Consider the following 7,980-nt stretch of genomic DNA (forward strand, 5'->3'; position numbering starts at 1 on the left):
CCCCTTCAGCGGGCCGCTAGCCTGCCGTGCACTGCGGCAGGCCGGCCCGGTCCCCCTTGCGGATCTTCTCCAGGGACGCCAGCGCGTCCTTGATCGTGTCCACCTTGACCAGGGTCAGGCCCGAGGGGGTGTCCTTGGCGGCGGCCGCGCAGTTGTCCTTGGGCGTCAGGAAGTACTGGGCGCCCTTGGAGCGGGCACCGACCGTCTTCATCTCCACGCCGCCGATCGGGCCGACCTTGCCGTCGTCGTCGATGGTGCCGGTGCCGGCGACGAACTTGCCGCCCGTGAGGTCCTCGGGCGTGAGCTTGTCGACTATCCCCAGCGCGAACATCAGGCCCGCGCTGGGGCCGCCGACGTCCGCCAGCTTGATGTTGATCGTGAACGGGAAGGTGTGGTCCGTCCCGGCCTGGATGCCGACGATCGCCCGGTTGTCGTCGGGCGCCTTGCCCGTGACGAGGGTGACGCTCTGCTCGCCCTTCGGCTCGCGCTTCTCCTTCTCGGCCGCGGCCGCCTCCTTGGCGGGGACGATCACGAAGGTCACCTTCTCGCCCGGCTTGTGCCGGGTGACCTGCTTGGCCACGTCGCCGGGCTGCTCGATCCGCGTACCGTCCACGGAGCGGATGACGTCACCGGCGTGCAGCGTGCCCTCGGCCGGGCTGCCCTTGACCACCGAGGAGACGATCACGCGCGTACCGACGGGGATGTCCAGCTGCTTCAGGGCCGCGACCTTGGCGCTCTCCTGCGACTGGCTGAACTCCTCCGCCGTCTCCTGGTTCAGCTCGTCCGGCGACTTGTCGTCCGGGTAGAGCGTGCTGTGCGGCACGACCAGGTTGTCGTGGGCCAGCCAGCCGTAGACGGCCTCCACCAGGTTCATCCGGTACTGCGAGCCGGTCACGCGGACCGTGGTCATGTTGAGGTGACCACTGGTGGGGTACGTCTTGTGCCCGGAGATCTGCAGAACGGGCTCGCCCCCGTGCTCGCCGAGGGTGTTGACCGTCGGGCCCGGGGACATCTCCGCGTAGGGCACGGGGATCAGCACGCCTGCGCAGAGCAGCGCGATCAGCATCAGGAGGGACGCGAGCATCGTCGCGGTGCGGCGGGGCATGGAACGACAGTACGGGACGGGTCCGGCAGTCCACTCCTGGGGCGGTCCGTACGGGGCAGGTGGGCTTGCGGGGGCGGAAATCGCCCGCTGCCGGCCCGCTGCTAGCCCGCCGAGCCGGATCCGGACTCGGTCCGCTCCATCGCCTCCCGGAACTTTGCATAACCGGCCAGTTCCGCGACATCCCCGGTCTTGCGGTTCCGGGCCGCCCAGCTTCCCCACAGGGCGGCGGCAAGGGCCGCCACCACCGGAATCAGCAACCAAGCGAGCGCCGCCATGCCGGCCTCCGACCCCTCACGCAATCGCAACTGAAGTGATGAGCAGATTAGTCATCTTCGGTCTCAACGCTTACGTCGGGGGCCCGGTTACGCAACCAGGCAGGGCCCGTTCGTGGGCGACTTTGACACAGATCCAGCCGTTCAGGCCCTCTCCCGGCCCCTCAGGCCCCCACCCACTCCTCCGTGCCGTCGCTGAAGCGCTGGTGCTTCCAGATCGGCACGTTCGCCTTGAGGTCGTCGATCAGCTGCCGGCACGCGGCGAACGCCTCCGCCCGGTGCGCGCACGACACGGCGACCACGACCGCCAGGTCGCCCACGGCCAGCTCGCCCACCCGGTGCACGGCGGCCAGGGCCCGTACGGGGAAGTCCCCCGCCACCTTCTCGGCCACCGTGCGCAGCTCGGCCTCGGCGGTGGGGTGGGCGGAGTAGCCGAGCGCGGCGACGTCCGCGCCGCCGTCGTGGTCCCGCACGGTGCCCACTAACAGCGCGGTGCCGCCGGCCGCGGGATCGCCCACGGCCGCGAAGACCTCGTCCAGGGACAGCGGGGTCTCCCGCACGGCGAGCAGCCGGATGGGATCGTCGGCGGCGAGCTCGCCGGGATGGTGGGGGGTAGGCGCCATGGCGCCCATCGTACGAATCCCCGCTCCCCCCTCCCCCTGCGCGCCCCCCGGAGCCGGCCTAGAGCCGGCGGCGGGCCTTGCGGGCCCTGCGCACCAGCGCGGCGGTGCCCAGCAGGGCCACGGTCGCGCCCGCGGCGCCCGCGGCGGTGGCGTCCTTGCGGCCCAGGCGGCGGCCCGCGACCGTGCGCCGGCCCGCGACCTCCTCCAGGAGCTCCGCGAGGACCTCCTCGTTGGTCCAGCGGGGCCGCCAGCCCGCGTCGTGCAGCCGGTGGCCGCTGACCACCCAGGGGTGCATCGTGTACTCCAGGTCGCCCGCCGGGGAGGGGGTCAGGCCCAGGCGGTGCAGCCGGGAGGCGGCGCCCAGTGCGACGGCCGAGGGCAGCTCCATGCGCCGGATGCCGCTGAGCTCCTCGACCTCCTCCTGCTCCAGCCAGCCGTCGCAGCCGACGGCCAGCTCGCCCTCGGCCTTCTCCAGGGCGGCGAACTCCAGGGCGCTCACCAGGTCCTCGACATGGCAGAACTGCCAGGCGGGCCGGGAGCCGGCGACGACCAGCAGGCGGGGCGACTCGAAGTAGCGGGTCAGGGCGGTGTCCGTGCCGCCGACCAGGACGGCGGGCCGCAGCACCGTGACGTTCAGGCCGGGGTGCGCCCGGGGCGCGCGCCTGGCCAGCCGCTCTATCTCCAGCAGGTCCCCCACGCCGGTGGCCTCGGCGGTGGCGCGCAGCTCGGCGTCCTCCGACAGCGGCACGTCGTTGTCGGGACGGGCGCCGTAGACCATGGCGGAGGTGCACAGCACCACACGGTGCACGCCGGCCGCCGCGGCGGCGGTGAGCACGGTCTGGGTGCCGCGCACGTTGTAGGCGGTGCGGGCGGCCGGGTCGCCCTCCAGGTCCAGGTCGAGCGCGAGGTGGACGACCACGTCGGCACCGCGCAGCCGCTCGGCGATCGCCGGGTCGCGCACGTCCAGCACGTGCCACTGCGCCTCGGTGACGTCGCCGCGGCGCTCGTCGATGGCGATCAGGTGCTTGATCTCCTCGGACGCGGCCAGGCGGCGCGTGAGCAGGGCGCCGACGCCGCGGGCGGCGCCGGTGACCGCGACCACCGGGCGGCGGCCGTCGCGGCCCGGGCCGGGCGCGGGCACGCCGGACGTGCGCAGCGCGTCGTCGGGCGCGGAACCGTTTCGCGCTGCGCGAACTTCTCGGTCGGCTTCTCGGTCGGGGGAACTCACCGGGCGTCTCCAGCGGTTGTCTTCAGTACGTGCACGCCACGTTCTTCGTGACGCGTACGGACCAGGTGACGTCCATCCTGCCGCAGGCCCCGGGCGGGCGGAGCACCAAGCCCGGATAGCGGCGGGGTGTCTACGCTTGGTGGTGTTGTCGGGCATTCGCCGCCGGTCCGGAGCCGGTGGCCCTACGAGCCGAGGAAACCCGTGAGTGACACCCCATTCGGATTCGGTCTTCCGCCGGAGGAGCCGGAGAACGGCGACGACGGCAAGAAGAAGGGCGGTGGCCAGGGAGGCGGCCAGGGGCCCGCGAATCCCTTCGGGTTCGGCGCGGCCGGCGGTGCGGACAATCCCTTCGCCGCGATGTTCGGCTCCATGAACCCCAACGATCTCGGCGCCGCCTTCCAGCAGCTCGGCCAGATGCTCTCCTACGAGGGCGGCCCGGTGAACTGGGACATGGCCAAGCAGATCGCCCGCCAGACGGTGGCCCAGGGCACCGCCGGCGGCAGCAAGGACGCCAGCGTCACGGCCGGCGAGCGGTCCGCGGTCGAGGAGGCCGTGCGCCTGGCCGACCTGTGGCTGGACGGCGTGACCTCGCTGCCCTCGGGTGCCGGCACCGCCGTGGCCTGGAGCCGCGCGGAGTGGGTCGAGGCGACCCTGCCCGTGTGGCGGGACCTGGTCGACCCGGTCGCCGAGCGCGTCGGCGCGGCCATGGGCGAGGTGCTGCCCGAGGAGATGCAGGCCATGGCGGGCCCGCTGCTGGGCATGATGCGCAGCATGGGCGGTGCGATGTTCGGCACCCAGATCGGCCAGGCCGTGGGCGTGCTCGCGGGCGAGGTCGTCGGTTCGACGGACATCGGCCTGCCGCTGACCCCGCCCGGCAAGGCCGCGCTGCTGCCGCTGAACATCGAGGCGCTGGGCGCGGGCCTGGGCGTCCCGCAGGACGAGGTGCGGCTGTACCTGGCCCTGCGCGAGGCCGCCCACCAGCGGCTCTTCGCCCACGTGCCGTGGCTGCGATCGCATCTGTTCGGCGCGGTCGAGGGCTACGCCCGCGGCATCAAGGTCGACACGGCCAAGCTCGAGGACGTCGTGGGCCAGCTGGACCCGACGCATCCGGAGCAGATGCAGGAGGCCCTGCAGCAGGGCATGTTCCAGCCGGAGGACACCCCGGAGCAGAAGGCCGCCCTGGCCCGCCTGGAGACCGCCCTGGCGCTCGTCGAGGGCTGGGTGGACGCGGTGGTGCACGCCGCGGCCGCGCCCCACCTGCCGTCGGCCGGCGCGCTGCGCGAGACCCTGCGCCGCCGCCGCGCCTCCGGCGGCCCGGCGGAGCAGACCTTCGCCACCCTGATCGGCCTGGAGCTGCGCCCGCGCCGGCTGCGGGACGCCTCGCGCCTGTGGGCGTCGCTGGCCGACGCCCGGGGCACCGAGGGCCGCGACGCCCTGTGGGAGCACCCGGACATGCTGCCCACGGCCGCCGACCTGGACGACCCGGACGGCTTCGTGCACCGCGAGCACCTGGACTTCTCCGAGCTGGACAAGATGCTCGGCGAGGCCGCACAGGGCCGCCACGAGCCCGGCCAGGACTCGAAGGACGCCAAGGACTCCAAGGACGCCAAGGACTCCGGGGCCGACGACAAGGGCGACGACGGCAAGGGCGACGACGGCGAGGGTGACGAGAAGAAGTGAGCCTGCACGAGAACGCGGTCCGCGTGCTGAAGGAGTACACGGACCAGGACGAGCTGCGCGGCGTCTACCTGGACCACCTGGCGGCCCACCCCGACGGCATGTGGAAGCCGTGCGAGGCCGGCCACGTCACCGCGAGCGCCCTGGTGATCGCCCCGGAGCGCGGCAAGGTGCTGCTCACCCTGCACCGCAAGCTGGGCATGTGGCTGCAGATGGGCGGCCACTGCGAGCCCGGTGACGCCACCGTGGAGGAGGCGGCCCTGCGGGAGGCCACCGAGGAGTCCGGCATCGCGGGTCTGACGCTGCTGCCGGGCGGCCCGGTGCGCCTGGACCGGCACCCGATCCCGGCCCCCTGCAACTGGCACCTGGACGTGCAGTACGCGGCGCTGGTGCCGCAGGGCGCGGTCGAGGCGATCAGCGACGAGTCGCTGGACCTGCGCTGGTTCGCGTACGACGAGGTCGCGGACGTGGCCGACGCGTCGGTCGTCCAGCTGGTGCAGCGCACGCTGGCCCGGCTGTAGAAGCAGCTGTAGAAGCAGAGGTAAGGGGCGGTCACCATGGGTGACCGCCCCTTACGCATGCCCGGTTCAGTTCGTCCAGATGTTGCCCTGGTTCTGGGCGTGGGCGCCGTGCTGCCCGAAGCCGTACTGGGCGGCCAGGCCCTGGCCGATCTGCGCACCCTGCGGCGGCATCAGCTCACTGGGCTGCACCAGCACGTAGCCGGTGCCCATGAAGGCCAGCTCCCAGCCCTCGCCCGTGCCGCCGCGGCGCCGCCAGACGCCGGAGGAGGAGGTCTGCGCCTGCATCTGCACGCGCAGCGAGGAGGACCAGGCGACGACGGCGTCCGCGTCCGCGTAGGCGTACTTGTCGGGCGTGACCTGCATCATCAGCGGCTGCCCGGAGGTCATCAGCGCGACCTTGCCGCGGCCGCTGATGGCGAGGTTGTACGACCCGGTGCCGGAGATGCCGTACTGGCTGTCCACGGCCACGGCGTCCCAGTGGAGGGCGGAGTCCATGGCGAGGACGTAGGCGCTGTCCACGGTCAGGCCGTCGTGGTCGACGTCGACCACGTGGACGTGCTGCGCGAGGTTGGCGAGGTAGACGGTGCCCTGCCCGGAGCAGCGCATCAGGTCCAGGCCCTCACCGGTGTGGGCCTGCTGGTACTGCCGCTGGGCCGACATGTACTCGCCGTCGAACTCGATGAGGCCCTGGTAGGCCACCATCGCGCCCTTGCGGGCCAGCACATCCTCGTGACCGTTGAGGCTGACGCGCAGCATGTAGGCGTTCTGCAGGGCGTAGCGGTCCTGCGTCTGGGCCTCGGTGTAGGCGAAAAGCGGGCTCTGCATGTCTCTTCCGTCCCCCTCAGCCCCGGGCCCGGAGCCGGTCCGTACTGTCCTCGCTGGGCTGCACGACCACGAATCCCTGGCCGGAGAAGCCCAGTTGGTACGCCTCGCCGCTGCCGCGGCCGATGATGGAGGACGCCTTGAAGCTGCGCTTCCCCTTCATCCGCAGGTTGGTGGACCAGGCGACGAGCGCGTCGGGGTCCACATAGGTCTCGTCCTCGCCGCTGCCGCAGTCGACGACGATGGGCGTGCCGCGCGAGGTGAGCGCGACCCAGCCGGTGCCGCTGACGACGACGTTGAACAGGCCCTGGCCGGCGAACTTGGCCATGCCCTTGACGCGTTCGACGCCGAACTGCAGGTGGGCGTCGAAGGCGAGCAGGTTGGTGCCGTTGACGGAGACGGACTCGCCCGCCAGCTGGATGCACACGACGTCCGCGCCGTAGTCGGCGAGGTAGAGCAGGCCGTCGCCGCTGCACTTCATGAGCGGCACGCCCTCGCCGGTCAGCCACTGGGAGGCCATCTGGCGCAGGGCGGGCGGATTGGGCTCGTACTGGACGAAGCCCTCGTAGGCGACCATCGAGCCCGTGCGGGCGAACAGGTCGTGGCCGCTCTGCATGGCGACCTTCAGCATGCTGCTGCCGTGGTTCTCCATGCGGGCGGCGGGCGGGGTCGGGGCGTGGCCCGAGATCAGCGACTGGTCCATGGCGGGCTCCCTCAGACCTCGTAGGGCTGGACGACGATGAAGTTGCCGGGCGCACCGCGGAACTGGAGGTTCACGGTCTCCCCGCTGTGGCCGGGGTAGGCGTGGCGGCGCAGCCGCACCTGGCTGGTGACGACGACCTGGGCGCCGGCCGACCAGGCGACGACGGCGTTGGCGTCGGCGAAGGTGGTGGGCGTGACCGGCAGCACCACGGGGGTGCCGTGGGTCTTCAGCACGACGGTGCCGGTGCCGTGGAACTGCATGGTGAACAGCGCCCCGCCGGGGATGCCGTGGCCGTCGATCCGGCGCACCTCGTGGTGCAGCGACTCGTCGAAGGCGAGGACGGCGTCGGCGCTGACGCAGATCGCGTCGTTCTCCAGCTGAATGGGGTGCAGATGGGCCGCGTTCTCCGCGAGGAAGACCTGGCCGCGGCCGGTGCAGCGCATCAGCTGCATCTCCTGGCCGGTGGCGTTGCCGACGATGCGGCCCATGAAGCCGGCGCCCTTGTAGCCGAACTCGACCTTGCCCTGGTACAGCACCATGCTGCCCTGCCGGGCGAGCACGGGCTGCGGGTCGGCGCCGAGGTCGGCGCGGATGAGCTTGGGGTTCTGCAGGGTCCAGCGCTGTCCGGTGGGCGCTTCGCGGTACGGGCCGAAGGCGGCCTGCACGCCGGGGGCGCCGACGGGCGCGCCGGTGCCGTGGGGCGGCGTGCCGGGAGCGTAGGGGGGCTGGCCGACCGGGTACGGCTGGGTCGGCGCCGGCGGGGCGGGGGGCGCGGGCGGGGCGCCGTACTGCTGGGGGTTGCCGTACGCCGGGGCCGGCGGCGGGGTCGCCGAGTGGCCGTACGAGGCGTGCTGGCCCGGCATCCCGGGCGGGCCGGGGGGCGGCGGGACGGTCCCGCGGGCGGGGGTGCGGTCGGCGGCGGGCGCGGGCTCGCCGGAGAAGTAGCCGGGCGGGGCGAGGGGGGCGGCCAGCGTGGGGGCGGCGTGCACCTGCGGGGCGGCCGGCGGCGGGGTGCCGCCGGGCGGAGGA

General features: G+C 73.0%; 9 protein-coding genes. 2 read left to right on the forward strand and 7 right to left on the reverse strand.

Features of this window, described 5'->3' with window-relative positions:
- Positions 1 to 16 precede the first annotated feature (16 nt).
- The 4 genes from AC27L3_RS28220 to AC27L3_RS28235 form a co-directional block, all read right to left on the reverse strand.
- Entirely contained in the window at positions 17 to 1,105 is a 1,089-nt protein-coding gene (locus tag AC27L3_RS28220) for a YlbL family protein (RefSeq protein ID WP_487236897.1), read from the reverse strand.
- 101 nt (positions 1,106 to 1,206) lie between these two features.
- A complete protein-coding gene (locus AC27L3_RS28225) occupies positions 1,207 to 1,380 on the reverse strand; it encodes a hypothetical protein (RefSeq protein WP_344438190.1) in 174 nt (57 codons plus the stop codon).
- A 161-nt stretch (positions 1,381 to 1,541) separates the two neighbouring features.
- Positions 1,542 to 2,000, reverse strand: a complete 459-nt coding sequence (locus AC27L3_RS28230) for a molybdenum cofactor biosynthesis protein MoaE (protein ID WP_487236898.1) — start codon at positions 1,998 to 2,000, stop codon at positions 1,542 to 1,544.
- Positions 2,001 to 2,058: 58 nt separating this feature from the next.
- Positions 2,059 to 3,228: an SDR family oxidoreductase gene (locus AC27L3_RS28235; protein WP_487236899.1), complete on the reverse strand. Its 1,170-nt coding sequence runs from the start codon at positions 3,226 to 3,228 to the stop codon at positions 2,059 to 2,061.
- A gap of 201 nt (positions 3,229 to 3,429) precedes the next feature.
- On the opposite strand from AC27L3_RS28235, the gene AC27L3_RS28240 reads away from it, so the two are divergent.
- Positions 3,430 to 4,908 carry a zinc-dependent metalloprotease gene (locus AC27L3_RS28240; protein WP_487236900.1) on the forward strand — a complete coding sequence of 493 codons (1,479 nt, stop codon included), beginning with the start codon at positions 3,430 to 3,432 and terminating at the stop codon, positions 4,906 to 4,908.
- Complete coding sequence (locus AC27L3_RS28245) at positions 4,905 to 5,426, forward strand: NUDIX hydrolase (RefSeq protein WP_487236901.1); 522 nt, start codon at positions 4,905 to 4,907, stop codon at positions 5,424 to 5,426. Before AC27L3_RS28240 ends, AC27L3_RS28245 begins: the two co-directional genes overlap by 4 nt.
- Before the next feature lie 66 nt (positions 5,427 to 5,492).
- Here AC27L3_RS28245 and AC27L3_RS28250 read toward each other — a convergent pair whose 3' ends face one another.
- The 3 genes from AC27L3_RS28250 to AC27L3_RS28260 form a co-directional block, all read right to left on the reverse strand.
- Entirely contained in the window at positions 5,493 to 6,251 is a 759-nt protein-coding gene (locus AC27L3_RS28250) for an AIM24 family protein (RefSeq protein WP_487236902.1), read from the reverse strand.
- A gap of 16 nt (positions 6,252 to 6,267) precedes the next feature.
- Positions 6,268 to 6,951, reverse strand: a complete 684-nt coding sequence (locus AC27L3_RS28255) for an AIM24 family protein (RefSeq protein WP_344438202.1) — start codon at positions 6,949 to 6,951, stop codon at positions 6,268 to 6,270.
- A gap of 11 nt (positions 6,952 to 6,962) precedes the next feature.
- A partial coding sequence (locus AC27L3_RS28260) for an AIM24 family protein (protein WP_487236903.1) occupies positions 6,963 to 7,980 on the reverse strand: 1,018 nt, incomplete at its 5' end.

It is taken from the genome of Streptomyces sp. PKA51 (assembly GCF_057552455.1).

Coding starts and splice junctions, on each gene's coding strand:
- AC27L3_RS28220 (WP_487236897.1), bottom strand. CDS start 1,105: ATGCCCCGCCGCACCGCGACGATGCTCGCGTCCCTCCTGATGCTGATC.
- AC27L3_RS28225 (WP_344438190.1), bottom strand. CDS start 1,380: ATGGCGGCGCTCGCTTGGTTGCTGATTCCGGTGGTGGCGGCCCTTGCC.
- AC27L3_RS28230 (WP_487236898.1), bottom strand. CDS start 2,000: ATGGCGCCTACCCCCCACCATCCCGGCGAGCTCGCCGCCGACGATCCC.
- AC27L3_RS28250 (WP_487236902.1), bottom strand. CDS start 6,251: ATGCAGAGCCCGCTTTTCGCCTACACCGAGGCCCAGACGCAGGACCGC.
- AC27L3_RS28255 (WP_344438202.1), bottom strand. CDS start 6,951: ATGGACCAGTCGCTGATCTCGGGCCACGCCCCGACCCCGCCCGCCGCC.